Raw genomic sequence first — 16,880 nt, forward strand, 5'->3', positions numbered from 1 at the left:
CTCGTCCTACTCGGTGAGGCGCTTGATGGCCGCGTGCGCGCTTGAGCCCGGGACCGGGGCGTAGACCACCACGTGGCTGCCGTCCTCGTCCATGTACAGGACCCGGTAGGGCAGCTCGACGACGCCCAGGTGCGGGTGGTTGATGGTCTCGACGCCCTCATTGGCCAGCCGCTGGGGCGTGGCCTCCGACCACATGCGCCCGAAGTCCCGGCTGGAGGTCATGAGTGAGCCCACGGTGCTGATGACCTCGGCGTCGTCGGGGTGCTGCTCGGCCATGAGGCTCAGCTCGCTCATCGCCGATGCGACCACGGCCCGCCAGTCCGGCCAGAACTCCCGCGCCTGGCCGGCCACCAGGGCGAACTCCAGGAGGTTGACGTGCTGGCCGTGCCCGCCGCCCCACTGCAGGACCGGGGCGTAGAGCAGCGAGCCGCTCCGATTGGCCGCCAGGAGGCCCAGGGTGCGGCTGCGCAGCAGCGCAGGCGTGTCGAAGGTCTCCAGGAACTGCGCCATGGCGGGCCTGGGCGACTGCGCCCGCTGCTGGGGCATCGCCGGCTGCGGGGCCTGCGGGGAGGCCGTGGGGGCCTGGATGCCCTGAGGACCGGTCTGGTCGGGGGCGGCCGGGTAGCCGATGGGCGCGGCCGCGGAGGCGGCGGGCGCCGCTGCCGGGGATGCAGGGGCCTGGGAGGGCTGGTGCACCCGCGGCTGGGGGCCGGTCATGCCGGGCTCGCGGGCGTGGGCGAAGGCGGCGGGCGCTGCTGCCGGGGATGCAGGGGCCTGGGAGGGCTGGTGCACCCGCGGCTGGGGGCCGGTCATGCCGGGCTCGCGGGCGTGGGCGAAGGCGGCGCGCAGCTCATCGGGCGCCCGGCCCTGGGGGTGGAGCGGCCCGATCTGGGCCGACTGGGCTGACTGGGCCGACTGCGCTGAGTGGGCCGAGGGGATGGACCGGCCGGGCTGGGCCGTCTGGACCGCCTGGGCCCCCTGGCCGAAGCCGGCCGCCGGCGCTGCCGAGGGCACTGGCCCGGGCTGGGGCTGCACCGTCGGGGCCTGCGGGGACGCGGCGGGCGGGGCCTGCCCGGGCGAGGGCTGTGCGAGTGCGGATGGTGGTAGTGCGGGCTGCGCCGCTGCCGGGCGTGAGGGCTGGGGCGGCGCGGGCCGGCCGGGGTTCGAGGCGGAGACGGTGGCCGAGGGCCGCAGGCCGGGCCAGCGGTCCGAGTGCTCCCAGACCTCCGGGGCCGCCGGCTGCTCCTGCGCGGGGGTCACCTGCGGCTGGGATCCGGTGCCCGGCCCCGAGGCAGGAGGCAGGGCCTCCCGGGAGGGGGCGTGGGGCGAGGCAGCCGCAGGGGAGGCCTGCGGCTCCACGGGGACCAGGGGGGAGGACCACTGGTCGGTGGAGGCCGAGGACGCGGACAGGGGCGCCGCCGAGGGTGCGGACAGCGCAGCGGCCGATGAGGCCGACCAGGGCGCCGCCGAGGGCGCGGACAGGGGGCCGGTGGAGAGGGCCGCTGCGGGCGGCGGCTCGGCCGAGCGGGCCGACAGCGGCGCGGTCAGGGGCGCGGACAGCGGATCGGGGGACTCCGAGGCGGTCCCCGGCTGGGAGGTGGACTGGGATGTGGACAGCGGCGCCGTCAGCGGCTCGGACCAGGAGCCGGTCTGGGCCGATGCGGGGGAGGAGCCGGGCGGGGATCCCACCGGGGAGAAGGCCGAGGCCGCTGCGGGCTGCTCGGGCGCGGCCCCGGTCAGCGCCGGCGGTGCCGCCTGGCTCCCCGCCGCCCTGGGCCCGGTCGGCTGGGTCCGGGAGGACGAGGGGAAGGAGAAGGGGGCCTCGGCCTGCGCTGAGGCGCCGGGCGAGGCGCCTGCCGCGGTGCCGCCGGCGGCGGCGGGGGCCTGGCCGGCCTCCGGGACGATGCCGTAGCCGATCGCCTGCGCGGGCTGCGCCTGCGGCGCGGGGACCGCCGTCGGCGCAGCCGGCTCGGCGGCCCGGTCCTGCTGCGACGAGGGGGCGGTCGACCAGGCGGCCGGGTCCAGCGGGGCTGTGGGCTGATTGTCTGCCGGGGGGCCCGAGTCCGGCTCGGCGGGGGCCCGGTGCCGCCCGGCGGACTGGGCGGGTGCGGAGGGATCGTCCTGGCTCACCTCGTAGACATCGCGCAGCCGGGTCGCCAGCTCCTGGCGGTACTCGCCCTCGAGGTGGAGCGCGCGGGCGATCCGGTCCTCCAGGTCGGCCGGGATCGGGGTCTCCAGCAGGCCGCGCTCAAGATCGGCGTAGTAGTCCGTGCCGACGCCGAGCACGGCTGCGAGCTCGTCGCGGCGGATACTGGGCACGCGCCGCGGAGAGCTGCTATGGGCCAGGCCTGCCGCTGCCGGGGAGGTCCCTTTGCGGCAGTCCACAAGAAAACTGTACAAACTGGCCCGTGCTTTGACCTTGTCGTACATGGCGACCACCATAAGTGGTCCCGGGCCCTGGAGGGTAGGTTTCGGCCCCTGGCGTGCACGCCTCACCTGAGGCGACGGCGGTTTGGGCCCGCCCGGTGCCCGCGGCGCCACTGTGATCGGACTGTGACATCCGTGGGATCGCACAAGAAAACCGCTGAGTCGGTGCCTGGGGGCCCGGCAGGGCGCAGGCGCGGGGGCGTTGAGCGTGACGCTCGCACCACCACGGAGCAGGACGGGAGTAGGACTTCAGTCCTGGGATGTGCCGGGTGAGAGATGCCTCGGGCGGCCGGTGCGGGCGACGGGCGCGGGCGCCCTGCGGAGCGCCTCATGCCCGGGCGCGGCGGGCGGTGGCAGAGTCGGGGCGCCGGGTGCGGGATGCCCGGCCTCGCGCGGGGCTCCCCGCGCGAGGCGATGAGGGCGATCAGCCGGTCGGTGCGGATCGCGGAAGCGGGCGAGTGCGAGGAGGGGCGCGGATGGCGCCAAGGGCGGCTGGACGGCACGGGCTCAGGATGCGGCGCCGGCTCGTGCGCGCCAGGGCCGGATGGGCCGCCCGCGCGGTGAAGGGCGCTGATCGCCGGGCCCGCGCGGGGCTGACCCCGGCGGGGGGCCTTCGATGAGTCCGCGGGGACGGCGCCCGGCCGGCTCCCCCGATGCGCGCCAGGCCATCCTGGACTCGGCTCGCAGGGCCTTCGCGCGTCAGGGCTATCAGGCCTCGCTACGAGGCGTGGCGCGGGAGGCGGGCGTGGACCCGGCACTGATCCACCACTACTTCCCGGACCGCGCCGCCCTGTTCGCCCAGGCGGTGATCGCTGATGAGGCCGGTGTTCCCCTGGATCTCAGTGAGCGGATCGCGGCCGTGGCCGCCCTGCCCCCCGAGCGGATCGGGGAGGGGGTGGTGCGCTCCTTCGTCTCGCTGTGGGACGAGGTCGGCGGGGACCGCTTCGCTGCGGTGCTGCGCGCGGCCCTGGAGAGCCCGGGGGGCCTGGAGCCCCTGCGCGACTACCTCACCGAGGGCGTGCTGGCCTCCCTGGCCGGAAGCCTGAGCCCGGACCGCGCCCGCCTGCGGGCCCAGCTCATCTCCAGCCAGATCCTCGGGCTGGGCATGGCCCGATGGGTGGGGCGGATGGACCAGGTGGCGGGCCTCGACGTCGAGCAGGCGGTGGCGCTCATCGGCCCCACCATCCAGCGCTACGCCCACGGGGAGCTGCCCGGCGCTCAGGGCGAGTAGGGCGCGGGGCGGGCGACGGCCCGGCAGCGCGCGGATCGACCTCCTCCCTGGACAGGGAGCGGTGCACCCCTTATATTCATCACATGATGAAAAGCATGGAGGGGGAGAGCCCGGCCGGCTCCGGGGGCGGTGGTGGCCGGGCGGTCGTGGAGGCCCAGCGGCTCAGCGTCAGCCGTGGCGGCCAGGAGATCCTGCACAGCCTGGATATGAGCATCGAGCCCGGTACGATCACCGGGCTGCTGGGGCCCTCGGGCTGCGGCAAGACCACCCTCATGCGCACGCTGGTCGGCGTCCAGCACTACTCGGGGCGGGTGCGGGTCCTGGGGCACGCCCCCGGTGCGCGCGCCGCGCGCGGGCGCGTCGGCTATGTCGCCCAGGGCCTGGCGGTCTACAGGGACCTCACGGCGCGCCAGAACGTCAGGTACTTCGCCGCCCTGGCGGGGGATCGCGCCCGCGGCATCGAGGAGGTCCTCACACTGGTGGGGCTGGGAGCGATCGCCGACCGCCCCGTGGCCGGCTACTCGGGCGGGCAGGCCGGGCGCGTGAGCCTGGCCTGCGCCCTGGTGGCCAATCCCGACCTGCTGGTCATGGATGAGCCCACGGTGGGGCTCGACCCGGTCACCCGGGAGGAGCTGTGGGACTCCTTCCGCGCCATGGCGCAGGCGGGGGCCGCGCTCCTGGTCTCCAGCCACGTCATGGATGAGGCGTTCCGCTGCGACCGGGTGCTCCTCATGCGCCAGGGGCGCATCCTGGCCACCACCACGGCCGATGACCTCCTGGCCAGCACCGGCCAGGAGACCCTTGACGCCGCCTTCCTCTGCGTCATCCAGCGCGGCGACTCGCCGGACGGCAGTGCCGAGCGGGAGGCCGAGAAGAAGAAGGAGGGGGAGCGATGAGCCTGCGCAGCTACCTGGCCACCACCCGCCGCATCCTGGCCCAGCTGCGGGCCGACCGCCGCACGGTGGGCCTCATCGCATTGGTTCCCGCCCTGCTGCTGACGCTGCTGTACTTCGTCTACCGCGACTACCCGGGAGCGGACCTGCTGTTCAACCGGATCGCGGTCTCGATGATGGCGATCCTGCCGATGGTGGTGATGTTCCTGGTCGCCAGCGTGGCCATGCTGCGCGAGCGCACGGGCGGCACCCTGGAGCGGCTGTGGACCACCCCCGCGCACCGCACCGACCTGCTCTTCGGCTACGCCACCGCCTTCGCCCTGACGGCGGTGGCCCAGTCCCTCATCCTGTGCGCCGTGGCGGCCTGGGGGCTGGATGTCCGCATCGAGGCCGCCTGGGGCTGGGTGGTGCTCGCCTCCCTCGTCAACGCCCTGGTGGGCGTGGCCCTGGGGCTGGTGGTCTCGGCCTTCGCCCGCACGGAGTTCCAGGCGGTGCAGTTCATGCCGGTGGTCATCTCGCCCCAGCTGTTCCTGTGCGGGCTGCTGGTGCCGCGCGAGCAGCTGCCCCGGGCCCTGGAGGTGGTCAGCGACGTGCTGCCCATGAGCTGGTCGCTGGACGCCATCGGCGAGCTGACCGCCCACGCCGAGGTCACCGGGGACTACCTGCGGAACATGGCGTTCCTGGTGTGCCTCTGCCTGGTGGTGCTGGCCCTGGCCGCCATGACGACCCCGCGCCGGACCCGCTGAGGCCGTCCTGCTCTCCAGCCCTGCCGCGACCGGCACTGCCGCTCAGCCCCGCCGTGCGGCTGACGGCGCCGTCGGCCGCACAGCGGGCTTAGGGTGTCCTTATGTGGATGCTCTTCGCCTGCGGCGCGGCCTTCTTCGCCGGGGTGACGGCGGTGCTGGCCAAGGTCGGGATCCGGCACACGGACTCCACGGTGGCCACGGCGCTGCGCACCCCGGTGGTGCTGGCGGGGGCCTGGGCGATGGTGCTGCTGGTGGGCTCGCAGCGCTCCCTGGCGCAGGCCGATGCGCGCAGCCTGGTGCTGCTGGTGCTCTCGGGCCTGGCCACGGGCGCCTCCTGGCTGTGCTACTTCCGGGCGCTCCAGCTGGGAGAGGTCTCCAAGGTGGTGCCGATCGACAAGATGAGCACCGTGATGACCGTGCTGCTCGCGGTGGTGGTCCTGGGGGAGGGGCTGAGCCCGGCCGGTGGTGCGGGCGTGGTGCTCATGACGGCCGGCACCCTGCTCATGCTGGAGCGCGAGGACCTGCGGGCCCTGCCCCGGGCGCTGCGCGGCGGCGGGGGCTGGCTGGTCCACGCCCTGGGGTCGGCGGTCTTCGCGGCGCTGACGGCGGTGCTGGGCAAGGCCGGCATCGTGGGGGTGGAGTCGAACCTGGGAACAGCGGTGCGCACCGCGGTGGTGCTGGTGATGGCCTGGGTGCTGGTCCTGGTCTCGGGCAAGTGGGGGGAGGTCAGGCGGGTGCCGCGCGGCGAGCTGGGCTGGGTGCTGGCCTCGGGGGCGGCCACGGCGGCCTCCTGGCTGTGCTTCTACCGCGCCCTGCAGGATGGCCCGGCGAGCGTCGTGGTGCCGATCGACCGAATGAGCGTGCTGGTGACGGTCGCCTTCTCCGCCCTCGTGCTGGGCGAGCCCACGGGCCGGCGCTACCTGGCGGGCCTGGGGCTCCTCGTGGCCGGGACCCTGGCCCTGGTGGCCGCTTGACCCCCGCCCCCGTTGCACATCTTCAACGCCGGCCCTGACCACATCATGCGGAAAAGTCGCAGTCTGCGGCCCCTGGGGCCCCTGAAGATGTGCAACCCGGCTCACGGTGCACATCTTCAGGGGCCCCGCGGGGAGGCACCGGATCCCGTATCCGCGGAATCGCGCCATTGAGCCGATCGGTTGATGGCTGAAGATGTGCAGCAGGAGCGCGGCGCGGACCGTTAGGATCAGCCCGATGACCAACGCGCCCATCGATCCAGGAGCCGACCCGGGAGCGCCCTCCCCGGTGCCGCAGACCACCTCCAGCCCCGCGCGGGGCCCCGCCCGCGCGCAGGACGCGCCCGCCGACCCGGCCACTGGCGGGAGCGGCCGGGCGGTGCGCACCCTCGCCCTGCCCGCGGACCTGGATCCCGTGGCCCTCCTGGGCACCCGCGACGAGGTGCTGCGCGCCATCGAGAAGGGCTTCCCCGACCTGGACATCCACGTGCGCGGCACCTCCGTGACCGTCACCGGCCCCGCCGAGCGCGTCGAGACCGTCATCGTCCTCATCTCCGAGCTCATCGACATCTCCCGCACCGGCACGCCCCTGAGCGCCGACGCCGTGGAGCGGGCCATCGGCCTGCTGGAGGCCGCCGCCCGCCCCGCAGAGGTCCTCACCGAGGGCATCCTCACCGCCCACGGGCGCACCGTGCGGCCCAAGTCCCTGGGGCAGAAGGCCTACACCGACGCCATCGACCGGGCCGCCATCACCTTCGGCATCGGCCCGGCCGGCACCGGCAAGACCTACCTGGCCATGGCCAAGGCCATCGACGCCCTGGCCCGCAAGCGGGTCTCGCGCATCATCCTGACCCGCCCCGCCGTCGAGGCCGGTGAGAGCCTGGGCTTCCTGCCCGGCTCCCTGACCGACAAGATCGACCCCTACCTGCGCCCCCTCTACGACGCCCTGCACGACATGCTCGAGCCCGAGGCCCTGCCCCGGCTCATGGCCGCCGGGACCATCGAGGTGGCCCCCCTGGCCTACATGCGCGGGCGCACCCTCAACGACGCCTTCGTCATCCTCGACGAGGCGCAGAACACCACCCCCGAGCAGATGAAGATGTTCCTCACCCGCCTGGGCTTCGGCTCCACCATGGTCGTCACCGGGGACACCACCCAGGTGGACCTGCCCGGAGGGCGCCCCAGCGGGCTGGTGACCGTCCAGCGCATCCTGAAGGGCGTGGAGGGCATCGCCTTCTGCGAGCTGGGCAGCGCCGATGTCGTGCGCCACCGCCTGGTGGGCCGCATCATCGAGGCCTACGCCCAGGACGAGGCCCAGCGCGCCGCCCAGGAGGCCCAGCGCGCCGCCCGCGCCGAGCGGCCCCGCCCCCAGCGCCCGGGGCGCCCCCGGGCCCGCGTCACTGCGGGCCCGCGCCCCTCCACCCACCGCAGCGACAGGAGCCGCGCATGACCACCGAGGTCAACAACGAGACATCCGTGCACATCGACGCCGCAGAGTTCACGGCCCTGGCCGACCACGTGCTGCGCGCCATGCACGTCAACCCCGCCGCCGAGCTGAGCATCCTGTTCATCGACCCCGAGCCCATGGCCGAGCTCCACGAGCGCTGGCTGGACCTGCCCGGCCCCACCGACGTCATGAGCTTCCCCATGGACGAGCTGCGCCCCGGCACCCCCGGGGCCCAGACCCCCGCCGGCACCCTGGGCGACATCGTGCTGTGCCCCCAGGTGGCCGCCGAGCAGGCCCTCAAGGCGGGCCACTCCGCCGTGGAGGAGATGCTCCTGCTGACCACCCACGGCATCCTCCACCTCCTGGGCTTCGACCACGCCGAGCCCCAGGAGCGCAAGGAGATGTTCGACCTCCAGCGCAAGCTGCTCCTGACCTTCCTGGCGGAGCGGCGCGCGTGAGCGGCATCCCCGTCGCGCCCCTCATCTCCTGCGCCGTCGTCGTCCTGGGCCTGGGGGCTCTGCTGTCCGCGGGGGAGGCCGCCCTGGGCCGATTCACCCGGGCCGCCGCCGAGGACCTGGTGGAGGAGGGGCGCCGCGGGGCCCAGCGCGTGCGGGCCCTGGCCCGGCGCCGGGGCCCGGTCCTGGCCGCCGTCGCGGTGGCGCGCATCGCCGTGGACATGCTGGCCGCCGTCCTGACCACCCTGGCCGTCTCCGGGCTGGTGCACCGCTGGTGGCTGGTCCTGGCCGCGGCCCTGGTCATCAACATCCTCCTGCTGGGCCTGGTGGTGGGGCTGTCGCCGCGCACCTACGGCCAGCGCCACCCCGCCGCCACCCTGCTGGCCCTGGGGCCGCTGCTGGGCTGGGTCGATGCGGCCGCCAGGCCCTGGCAGTGGCTGGCCTCCCGCCGCGCCCGCGCCACCGCCCCCACCGACGCCGAGGCCCGCGAGGCCGTCCAGCAGGACCTGCGCGAGATCATCGACGAGGTCGGCGAGCCCGAGACCATCGAGGACGAGGACCGCCAGATGCTGCGCAGCGTCGTCGAGCTGGGCCAGACCCTCGTGCGCGAGGTCATGGTCCCGCGCACCGACATGGTCACCATCGAGGCCCTCAAGCCGGCCTCGGCGGCCATGCGCCTGTTCGTGCGCTCGGGCTACTCTCGCGTGCCGGTCATCGGCGAGGACGCCGACGATGTGCGCGGCCTGCTCTACCTCAAGGACGTCCTGCGGCGCCTGGCCGCCCACCCCGAGCATGAGGACCTGCCGGTCTCGGCCTTCGTGCGCGAGGCCGAGTACGTGCCCGAGACCAAGCCCGCCGACGACCTGCTGCGCGAGATGCAGACCGGCCGCTTCCACATGGCCCTGGCCGTCGACGAGTACGGGGGCACCGCCGGGCTGGTGACCATGGAGGACCTCCTGGAGGAGGTCGTGGGCGAGCTCACCGACGAGCACGACCCCGAGCTGCCCGAGCCCGAGCTGATCGGTCCCGGGGTCTACCGCGTGCCCGCGCGCCTGGGCCTGGATGAGCTCGGTGCCCTGTTCGGCCTGGAGATCGAGGATGACGACGTCGAGACCGCCGGAGGCCTGCTGACCAAGGCCATCGGCCGCGTCCCCCTGCCCGGGGCCACCGGGGACATCCAGGGGCTGCGGCTGACGGCCGGGGAGGTGGCCGGGCGGCGCCGCCAGGTGGCCGCCCTGCAGGCCCGCCTCACCCCCGACGCCGATGCCGCCGGTCCCTCCCCGGGCCTGGCCCAGGACCCCGCCCCAGACCCCGCCCACGACAAGGACACCGACACCGATGACTAGGACGCCCGAGAGCCACGAGACCAGCCCCGATCCCGTGGGTGCCGGCATCCCCCCGCGGGACGCCGTGAGCCCCGGGCCCCCGACGGGCTTCCGCTTCCCCTCCGACGCCGAGCTCATGGACGGCCCCAACGCCCTGGAGGACTTCGGGGACCCTGATGGCGAGGGCGGGGACGGGCCGGATGAGCAGGACGCGGAGCCCCCCGAGGGCCTGCCCGCCTCGGCCCGCGTCGAGGTCGCCATCCCCGACTACCCCGAGGACTTCCGGGCCGGCTTCGCCTGCCTCGTGGGGCGCCCCAACGCGGGCAAGTCCACCCTGACCAACGCCCTGGTGGGAACCAAGGTCGCCATCACCTCCGGGCGCCCCCAGACCACGCGCCACAACGTCCGCGGCGTGGTCCACCGCGAGGGCGCCCAGCTGGTGCTGGTCGACACCCCCGGGATGCACCGGCCCCGCACCCTGCTGGGCAAGCGCCTCAACGACCTGGTGCGCCAGACCCTGGCCGATGTCGACGTCGTCGCCCTGTGCATCCCGGCCGACGAGAGGATCGGCCCCGGCGACCGCTTCATCGCCCGGGACCTGGCCGATCTGCGCACGCCCGTGGTCGCGGTGGTCACCAAGGCCGACAAGGTCTCGCGCCAGGACCTGGCCGCCCAGCTGCTGGCCGTCGACGCCCTGGGGGAGTGGGCCGACATCGTGCCGGTCTCGGCGGTCAGCGGCGAGCAGATCGGGACCCTGGAGGAGGTGCTCATCAAGCACCTGCCCCTGTCCCCGCCCCTGTACCCCACCGGGGAGATCACCGATGAGCCCCGGGAGGTGATGATCGCCGAGCTGGTCCGGGAGGCCGCCCTGGAGGGCGTGCGCGAGGAGCTGCCCCACTCCCTGGCCGTCGTCGTCGATGAGATCGCCGACCCCAGCGACACCACGCGCGAGGCCGGCCTGGTCAAGGGCGCGGGCCAGCGCCTCCAGGTGCGCATCTCCCTGGTGGTCGAGCGCGACTCCCAGAAGGCCATCATCATCGGCAAGGGCGGGTCCCGCCTCAAGGAGGTGGGGGTCAAGGCGCGCCGGGGCATCGAGGAGCTGCTGGGCCGCAAGGTCTACCTCGACCTGCACGTGCGCACCGCCAAGGACTGGCAGTCCGACCCCAAGGCCCTGGCCCGCCTCGGCTTCTGAGGCGGGACCAGGCGATCGTGCCGCCGCCGGACTGTGCTTCGGCCCGGTCATGGCGCACACTGGGTCCCATGAACTCATGGGCCCCGCGGCAGGCCCATCGGTCCTGGCCACCCTCCTGACGCACAAGAATGGGAGTGCACTATGACAACGACGTCACCTCACACCGGCCCAGAGCCCGCCCCCGGCCTCCCGGAGCCCGGGGCCTGCCCCGCCGGGCTGTGGGACCTGGGCATCCGGGCCGTGGCCCGCGCCCGCACCTGGGCGGATGCCTCGGCCCATGAGCCGGTGCCCCGCACGGCCGAGCTCCTGTCGCGCATCCTGGCCGACCCCGACGGCCTGGAGTTCACCACGCGCTTCGTCGACGACGTCGTGCGGCCCGCCGACCTCGACGTGGCCGGGCGGGCCCTCCAGCGCCTGGCCGCGGGGCGCACCGGCTTCCTGCCCCCGGCGCTGTCGGCGGCCATGGGCATGGGCGGGCTCGCCTCGCGCCTGGCGCCCTCGGCGGTGGCGGCCATCGCCCGGCGCACCTTCCGCGAGCTGGTCGGCGACCTGGTGGTCGATGCCACCGATCGGGGACTGGGGCCGGCCCTGGCCCGCCTGCGCAAGGGCGGCAACCGGCTCAACGTCAACCTCCTGGGCGAGGCGGTCCTGGGCGAGCAGGAGGCGGGCCGCCGCCTGGCCGATGTCGCCGACCTGGTCACGCGCGAGGATGTCGACTACGTCTCGGTCAAGGTCTCGGCCGTCACCGGCCCCCACAACCCGTGGGGCTTCGAGGAGGTCGTGGCCCACGGCGTGGAGGTCCTCACTCCCCTGTACCGCCTGGCCCGCGACCACGGCACCTTCCTCAACCTGGACATGGAGGACTACAAGGACCTGGACCTGACCCTGGCGGTCTTCACCGCCATCCTGGACCAGGAGGACCTGGCCGGCTATGAGGCCGGCATCGTCCTGCAGGCCTACCTGCCCGACTCCCTGGCCGCCATGCAGCGCCTCCAGGAGTGGGCGGCCGCTCGCGTGGCCGCCGGCGGGGCGTGCATCAAGGTGCGCGTGGTCAAGGGCGCCAACCTGGCCATGGAGGCCGTGGACGCCCAGATCCACGGCTGGGAGATGACCACCCTGCCCTCCAAGCAGGCCACGGACACCAACTACAAGCGCATCCTGGACTGGGCGATGACCCCCGAGCGCACCAGGAGCATCCGCCTGGGCGTGGCGGGCCAGAACCTGTTCGACATCGCCCTGGCCTACGAGATGCGCGCCGAGCGCGGCCTGGAGGACGGCGACGCCGTGGAGTTCGAGATGCTCTCGGGCATGGCCACCGGCATCCAGGAGGTCGTGCGCCGCGATGTGGGCCACCTGCTCCTCTACGTGCCCGTGGTCTCGCCCGCCGAGTTCGATGTGGCCATCGCCTACCTGGTGCGGCGCCTGGAGGAGAATGCGGCGCCGGCCAACTTCATGTCCGGGGTCTTCGACATCGCCACCGATGAGGCGGTCTTCAACCGGGAGCGCGACCGCTTCCTGGCGGCCCTGGCCGACGTCGACCCCTCCGCGCCCCTGCCCGCGCCCCGCCGGGGCCAGGACCGCCTGGCGGAGGCCGAGGCGGAGCTGCCGGAGCCGGGGGACTCCCCGCGCCCCTTCACCGCCACCCCCGACTCCGACCCCGCCCTGGCCGCCAACCGCCGCTGGGCCCGCCGGATCGCCGCGGCCGTGCCCGCCTCCCAGCGCGGCGTGCGGGCCGTGGCCTCCGGGGCCGCCCGCCTGTCCACCACCGAGGCCGTCGACGCCGCCGTCGAGCTCCTGCGCGACTCCGCCCCCGCCTGGGCCGGGCTGGGCGCCCGGGAGCGGGCCATCATCCTGCACCGGGTCGGCGACGTGCTGGCCAAGCGGCGCGGCGAGCTCATCGAGGTGGCCGCCTCCGAGGCGGGCAAGACCATCGACCAGGCCGACCCCGAGGTCAGCGAGGCCATCGACTTCTGCCACCACTACGCCGAGATGAGCCTGTCCCTGGAGGACCCCGACTACCTGGTCGGGGCGCGCTTCGCCCCCTCGCGCCTGACGGTGGTGGCCTCGCCCTGGAACTTCCCCCTGGCCATCCCCACCGGGGGCGTGGCCGCCGCCCTGGCCACGGGCAGCGCCGTCATCCTCAAGCCCGCGCCCCCGGCCAAGCGCTGCGCCGCCGAGCTCGTCGAGGCCTTCCACGAGGCGGGCGTGCCCCAGGACGTCCTCATGCTGGCGCCCATCGAGGACGGCGAGGTCTCCCAGCACCTGGTCACCCACGAGGGAGCGGACCGGGTCATCCTCACCGGCTCCTACGACACCGCCCGGCTCTTCCGCTCCTGGAAGCCGGACATGCACCTGCTGGGGGAGACCAGCGGGAAGAACGCCATCATCGTCACCCCCTCGGCCGATCCCGACCTGGCCGTGCGCGACACGGTGGCCTCCGCCTTCGCCCACGCCGGGCAGAAGTGCTCGGCCTCCTCGCTGCTCATCCTCGTGGGCTCGGCCGGGCGCTCCGAGCGCATCGCCCGCCAGCTGGTGGATGCCACCGCCTCGCTGCGCGTGGCCGGGCCCGAGCACCTCGACGCCCAGGTGGGGCCCGTCGTGGTGCCCGATGAGCCCAAGGCCCTGCGGGGCCTGACCACCCTGGGGGCCGGCGAGCACTGGGTGCTGCGCCCCCGGCACCTGGGCGGGGGCCTGTGGCGCCCCGGAATCCGGGCGGGGGTGCGGCCTGGCAGCGAGTACCACCTCACCGAGTACTTCGCCCCGGTCCTGGGGGTCATGCGCGTCGATACCCTCCAGGAGGCCATTGACGCGGTCAATGCGGTGGACTACGGCCTGACCTCGGGGCTGCAGACCCTCGACGCCGAGGAGCTGGAGCTGTGGCTGGAGCAGGTCGAGGCTGGCAACCTCTACGTCAACCGCGGCATCACCGGGGCGATCGTGCGCCGTCAGCCCTTCGGCGGCTGGAAGCGCTCGGCCATCGGCTCGACGACGAAGGCCGGCGGTCCCAGCTACCTGCTGGGGCTGGGCGACCTCGTGGCGGGGGACCGGGCCGGGGCCGCGCAGGCCGATGACCGGGCCGCCCCGGTGGTCGAGGGCCTCTACGACGCTGCCCGTCACGAGCTGGCCCACGAGGAGCTGGCCTTCCTGCGCGGCGCCCTGGCCGCCGATGCCCGGGCCTGGGAGGCCGCCTACGGGCGGGCCGTGGATGTCACGGGCCTGGCCTGCGAGCGCAACGCGCTGCGCTACCGCAGCGCCCAGGTGGTGGTGCGCGCCGAGATGGGCACCGCTCCGGTGGACCTCGTGCGCGTCATGGCCGCAGGCATCCTGTCGGGGGCCGTTCTCCGGCTGTCCACGGCCGAGCAGCTGAGCCCCTCCCTGCGCGGGGCCCTGGCGGGCGCCGGCGTCGAGGTCGTGGTCGAGGCGCCGGTGGTCTGGCAGGCGCGCCTGGCCGACCTGGCCGCCTCCGGGGACCTGGGCGTGCGGGTGCGCCTCCTGGGGCCGCGCGAGCAGGGCGCCCAGGAGCGCTGGCAGGAGGCCTCCCGGGTCACCGGGGGCAGCCCGGATGTGGCCCTGTACACCGGGGAGGTGACGGCCTGCCCGCACAGCGAGCTGCTGCCCTTCCTGCGCGAGCAGTCGGTGTCGGTGACCAGCCACCGCTTCGGCACCCCCTTCGACATCGCCGAGGGGCTGCTGTAGCGCCGGCCTCCAGTGTGCCGGAGGCCCCGTGGCCCGGCCCCCGCAGCCCCGGATCTGCCGGGTGCTGCGGGGGCCGCGTGCTGCGGTCCGCCGGGCCCTGTGGGCACGCTGCTCCGTCCCGCCCCTGGACGACCGGCCCGGCTCAGGCGAGACGACAGGTCACTCATCTATGATGCTATGTAGTAGAAGTGCTACACTTAGTTGCGTACCCACGGTGAGGAGGTGTGCCATGCCAGAGGCGGTCCGATGTGAGGGCCTGGACTTCTCCTACGGGGCCAGGCCCGTGCTGCGGGGCGTGGACCTGAGTATCGGCCGAGGCGAGGTGGTCTGCCTGCTGGGCCCCAATGGGGCGGGCAAGACGACCCTGGTCGAGCTGCTCCTGGGGTCCCTGCGCCCGTCCGCGGGCAGTGTGCGGGTCCTGGGCCGGGATCCCAGGGGTGCCGGGCACGCCTTCTGGTCCCGAGTCGGCCTGGTTCAGCAGAACTGGTCCGACCACCCCAAGTGGCGGGTGCGCGACCAGCTGGAGTGGATCCGCTCAACCCACCAGACCGTCGTCGATGAGGTGCTGGAGGTGGGACGGGCTCTGGCGGCCGTCGGCCTGGAGGGCAGGGCCTCCTCCCGCCTGGGGGACCTCTCGGGAGGGCAGCGCCGCGCCGTCGACCTCGCTGCCGCGCTCCTGGCCCGCCCCGAGCTGCTCATCCTCGATGAGCCCACCACCGGGCTGGACCCTGCCGCCAAGGCCCGCATGCACGACCTCATCCTGGACCAGGTCGACCAGGTGGGCGCCACGGTGCTCATGACCACCCACGACCTGGCCGAGGCCGAGCGCATCGCCTCGCGCATCCTCATCCTGGCCGGGGGAGGGATCGTGGCCAACGGCACCGCCACGCAGCTGCGCGAGTCCCTGCCGGGCCGCGCCGAGGTCACCTGGGTGCACAACGGGGAGCACCACGTGCACGCCACCGACAGTCCCGAGGCCTTCGTGGCGGGGCTGGACCTGGAGCGCATCTCCAGCCTGGCCGTTTCGCGCCCCACGCTGGAGGAGGCCTACCTGGCCCTGACCGCGGGCAGGGACGGTGCCGAGGGACCCCGGGCCGTGAAGGAGCAGGAGGAGTACCAGTCATGAGCCTCGCCGTTGTGCCTCTGAGGATCCTGCGGGCCGGAGTCCGCCAGGCCCTGGCCGACCTGCGCCCCCAGTTCCTCGGGGCGGGGATCGTCTCCGTGGTCCTGCCCGTGGCCATCGTCACGCTCTCCGCCTGGGGGAGGGCGGGCTCCCCCGATGAGGGGGATGTGTCCTCCGGCAGTGTCCTGGCCGCCGGGGCCGTGGGTTCCTTCTGCGCCCTGGCTGTGATCAAGATCGCTAATGAGGCCTACCAGGACCGGGTTGGCGGTGCGCTGCTGCGGGTGAAGATCCTGCCTCACGGCCCCATGATCTGGGCGGTGGGCACCACCATCTCCTGCGTGGCCACCGTGCTGGTCATGCAGTGCTCCCTCATGCTGGCCGCCTCCCTCCTGATGGAGGGGGTCTCCCTCAGGGCGGGCGATGCCCTGCTCAGCCTGGCGGTCCTGCTGCTGTCGTCGCTGGCGGTCGCGCCGATCGGCTTCCTGGTGGCCTCCGTGGCCCGCAGCGCCTACGGCCTCATGGCCGCCACGGCGGCGGTGATGGCGCTCCTGCTCACCAGCGGCTTCATGATCCCGATGGTCCAGATGCCCCTGTGGCTCCAGCGGTTGAACTGCGCCATGCCCTTCTACTGGGCGGGGCACCTGAGCCGGTGGCTGCTCGTGGGCGATGCCTCCTGGGAGCCGATGGGCCAGTTCCGGCCCGTGCTCGCGGTGGGCGTCCTCGTGGCCTGGATGGTCCTCGGCTTCGCCGTCGCCCCTTTCATCATTCGCCGCTCGGTGGATCAGGAGACCATCGGTAGCCTGTCCCGCATGCAGGCCAAGATCCGCCGCCAGACGGGTATGTGACGTGCCCGGGAGTGAGCAGGGAGCAGATGTCGTCCACAACCGCATCGCGGTCATGCGCGCCGACCGCCGGGTCAGCCGCCGCCAGCTCGCCGAGGCCCTGGGCGTGCACTACCAGACGATCGGCTATCTGGAGCGCGGCGAGTACGCCCCCTCCCTCCACCTGGCGCTGAGGATCGCCCGCTATTTCGAGGTGCCGGTGGAGTCTGTTTTCTCCTTGGAGGAGTTCCCGCCCCTGGGCTGAGGCCCGGGCGGGAGTGCCGGCCGGGCTGGCGGGATGGACAACGGGCAGGACCTTAGTCCTGGATATCGGATGTCTGATGTTGGTGGGGGAGGGGGACTTTTCCGCATGGTCTCGTTGGATTCCGGGTGACGGGGGCTCCGGAGGGGTGTCGCTGGCGCTGTGGTGCTGACCTGCGTGGATGTGGTACAAAGGGGTCTGTGCCGGGGCGGTCTGGAGGGTGCCGACGGGTCGCCTGCGCTGCGCCTCGCATCACTGCTGGTCACAGGGGGTGGTTCGAGGGGTGGGTCA

At 74.0% G+C, this 16,880-nt stretch carries 13 protein-coding genes; 12 read left to right on the forward strand and 1 reads right to left on the reverse strand.

Annotation, left to right across the window (positions count from 1 at the left end; translation table 11 throughout):
- Positions 1–6 precede the first annotated feature (6 nt).
- Positions 7–2,319 (reverse strand): helix-turn-helix transcriptional regulator, encoded by a 2,313-nt coding sequence (locus J5X07_RS13350; protein ID WP_208478613.1) that lies wholly within the window; start codon positions 2,317–2,319, stop codon positions 7–9.
- A 724-nt stretch (positions 2,320–3,043) separates the two neighbouring features.
- Here J5X07_RS13350 and J5X07_RS02910 point away from each other — a divergent pair.
- From J5X07_RS02910 to J5X07_RS02965, 12 genes are all read left to right on the forward strand, one after another.
- Complete coding sequence (locus tag J5X07_RS02910) at positions 3,044–3,658, forward strand: TetR/AcrR family transcriptional regulator (protein ID WP_208478614.1); 615 nt, start codon at positions 3,044–3,046, stop codon at positions 3,656–3,658.
- 95 nt (positions 3,659–3,753) lie between these two features.
- Positions 3,754–4,554, forward strand: a complete 801-nt coding sequence (locus J5X07_RS02915; protein ID WP_424924079.1) for an ABC transporter ATP-binding protein — start codon at positions 3,754–3,756, stop codon at positions 4,552–4,554.
- Positions 4,551–5,297 carry an ABC transporter permease gene (locus tag J5X07_RS02920; RefSeq protein WP_124934665.1) on the forward strand — a complete coding sequence of 249 codons (747 nt, stop codon included), beginning with the start codon at positions 4,551–4,553 and terminating at the stop codon, positions 5,295–5,297. Before J5X07_RS02915 ends, J5X07_RS02920 begins: the two co-directional genes overlap by 4 nt.
- Positions 5,298–5,398: 101 nt before the next feature.
- A complete protein-coding gene (locus J5X07_RS02925) occupies positions 5,399–6,271 on the forward strand; it encodes an EamA family transporter (protein ID WP_124934666.1) in 873 nt (290 codons plus the stop codon).
- Between the two features lie 235 nt (positions 6,272–6,506).
- Positions 6,507–7,718 (forward strand): PhoH family protein, encoded by a 1,212-nt coding sequence (locus J5X07_RS02930; protein WP_208478615.1) that lies wholly within the window; start codon positions 6,507–6,509, stop codon positions 7,716–7,718.
- Entirely contained in the window at positions 7,715–8,173 is a 459-nt protein-coding gene (gene ybeY, locus J5X07_RS02935; RefSeq protein WP_124934668.1) for an rRNA maturation RNase YbeY, read from the forward strand. The genes J5X07_RS02930 and ybeY overlap by 4 nt, the downstream gene beginning before the upstream one ends.
- Positions 8,170–9,516, forward strand: a complete 1,347-nt coding sequence (locus tag J5X07_RS02940; protein WP_124934669.1) for a hemolysin family protein — start codon at positions 8,170–8,172, stop codon at positions 9,514–9,516. Before ybeY ends, J5X07_RS02940 begins: the two co-directional genes overlap by 4 nt.
- 115 nt (positions 9,517–9,631) lie before the next feature.
- Entirely contained in the window at positions 9,632–10,687 is a 1,056-nt protein-coding gene (gene era, locus J5X07_RS02945; protein ID WP_243896384.1) for a GTPase Era, read from the forward strand.
- Between the two features lie 141 nt (positions 10,688–10,828).
- Positions 10,829–14,383 (forward strand): proline dehydrogenase family protein, encoded by a 3,555-nt coding sequence (locus J5X07_RS02950; RefSeq protein ID WP_208478617.1) that lies wholly within the window; start codon positions 10,829–10,831, stop codon positions 14,381–14,383.
- A 229-nt stretch (positions 14,384–14,612) separates the two neighbouring features.
- A complete protein-coding gene (locus J5X07_RS02955) occupies positions 14,613–15,509 on the forward strand; it encodes an ABC transporter ATP-binding protein (RefSeq protein WP_208478618.1) in 897 nt (298 codons plus the stop codon).
- On the forward strand, positions 15,506–16,351 hold the full coding sequence (locus J5X07_RS02960) for an ABC transporter permease (protein ID WP_124934673.1): 846 nt from the start codon (positions 15,506–15,508) through the stop codon (positions 16,349–16,351). The genes J5X07_RS02955 and J5X07_RS02960 overlap by 4 nt, the downstream gene beginning before the upstream one ends.
- Positions 16,352–16,403: 52 nt before the next feature.
- Entirely contained in the window at positions 16,404–16,592 is a 189-nt protein-coding gene (locus J5X07_RS02965) for a helix-turn-helix transcriptional regulator (protein WP_208478645.1), read from the forward strand.
- The last annotated feature ends 288 nt before the right edge of the window (positions 16,593–16,880 follow it).

The sequence above is a fragment of the Actinomyces bowdenii genome (assembly GCF_017592395.1).
Taxonomy (GTDB): Bacteria; Actinomycetota; Actinomycetes; order Actinomycetales; family Actinomycetaceae; genus Actinomyces; species Actinomyces bowdenii.